Origin of the sequence: Cognatundibacterium jejuense (genome assembly GCF_014284255.1) — a bacterium.
Taxonomy (GTDB): domain Bacteria; phylum Pseudomonadota; class Gammaproteobacteria; order Burkholderiales; family Burkholderiaceae_D; genus Undibacterium; species Undibacterium jejuense.
The window spans coordinates 1-1619 of sequence record NZ_JACOFV010000032.1 but is presented as its reverse complement, the minus strand read 5'-3'; the positions used below and the strand labels follow the sequence as shown (position 1 = coordinate 1619).

Genomic DNA, 1619 nt, shown 5'->3' with positions numbered 1-1619 from the left:
CTAATTTAACAGTCAATAAAAGTGAACACTCAACTACAGCGCTACTCTAGAAAGGAGGTGATCCAGCCGCACCTTCCGATACGGCTACCTTGTTACGACTTCACCCCAGTCACGAACCCTGCCGTGGTAAGCGCCCTCCTTACGGTTAAGCTACCTACTTCTGGCAGAACCCGCTCCCATGGTGTGACGGGCGGTGTGTACAAGACCCGGGAACGTATTCACCGCGACATGCTGATCCGCGATTACTAGCGATTCCAACTTCATGTAGTCGAGTTGCAGACTACAATCCGGACTACGATACACTTTCTGGGATTAGCTCCCCCTCGCGGGTTGGCGGCCCTCTGTATGTACCATTGTATGACGTGTGAAGCCCTACCCATAAGGGCCATGAGGACTTGACGTCATCCCCACCTTCCTCCGGTTTGTCACCGGCAGTCTCATTAGAGTGCCCTTTCGTAGCAACTAATGACAAGGGTTGCGCTCGTTGCGGGACTTAACCCAACATCTCACGACACGAGCTGACGACAGCCATGCAGCACCTGTGTTCAGATTCTCTTGCGAGCACTCCCAAATCTCTTCGGGATTTCTGACATGTCAAGGGTAGGTAAGGTTTTTCGCGTTGCATCGAATTAATCCACATCATCCACCGCTTGTGCGGGTCCCCGTCAATTCCTTTGAGTTTTAATCTTGCGACCGTACTCCCCAGGCGGTCTACTTCACGCGTTAGCTGCGTTACCAAGTCAATTAAGACCCGACAACTAGTAGACATCGTTTAGGGCGTGGACTACCAGGGTATCTAATCCTGTTTGCTCCCCACGCTTTCGTGCATGAGCGTCAGTGTTATCCCAGGGGGCTGCCTTCGCCATCGGTATTCCTCCACATATCTACGCATTTCACTGCTACACGTGGAATTCTACCCCCCTCTGACACACTCTAGCCATACAGTCTCAAATGCAGTTCCCAGGTTGAGCCCGGGGATTTCACATCTGACTTATATAACCGCCTGCGCACGCTTTACGCCCAGTAATTCCGATTAACGCTTGCACCCTACGTATTACCGCGGCTGCTGGCACGTAGTTAGCCGGTGCTTATTCTTCAGGTACCGTCATTAGCAGTCTATATTAGAGACCACCGTTTCTTCCCTGACAAAAGAGCTTTACAACCCGAAGGCCTTCTTCACTCACGCGGCATTGCTGGATCAGGGTTGCCCCCATTGTCCAAAATTCCCCACTGCTGCCTCCCGTAGGAGTCTGGACCGTGTCTCAGTTCCAGTGTGGCTGGTCGTCCTCTCAGACCAGCTACTGATCGTCGCCTTGGTGAGCCTTTACCTCACCAACTAGCTAATCAGATATCGGCCACTCCATGAGCATGAGGTCTTGCGATCCCCCACTTTCCACCTTAGTGCGTATGCGGTATTAGCGTAACTTTCGCTACGTTATCCCCCACTCTAGGGTATGTTCCGATATATTACTCACCCGTTCGCCACTCGCCGCCAGGTTGCCCCGCGCTGCCGTTCGACTTGCATGTGTAAGGCATGCCGCCAGCGTTCAATCTGAGCCAGGATCAAACTCTTCAGTTTAATCTCTGTTTTTGTGTTCATTTCTGAACCCTGTCCTTGC

1 rRNA gene is annotated in these 1619 nt (G+C 52.2%); it reads right to left on the bottom strand.

The window, feature by feature from the left end:
* Positions 1–50: 50 nt before the first annotated feature.
* Positions 51–1579, bottom strand: a 16S ribosomal RNA gene (locus H8K32_RS19745).
* Positions 1580–1619: the final 40 nt, after the last annotated feature.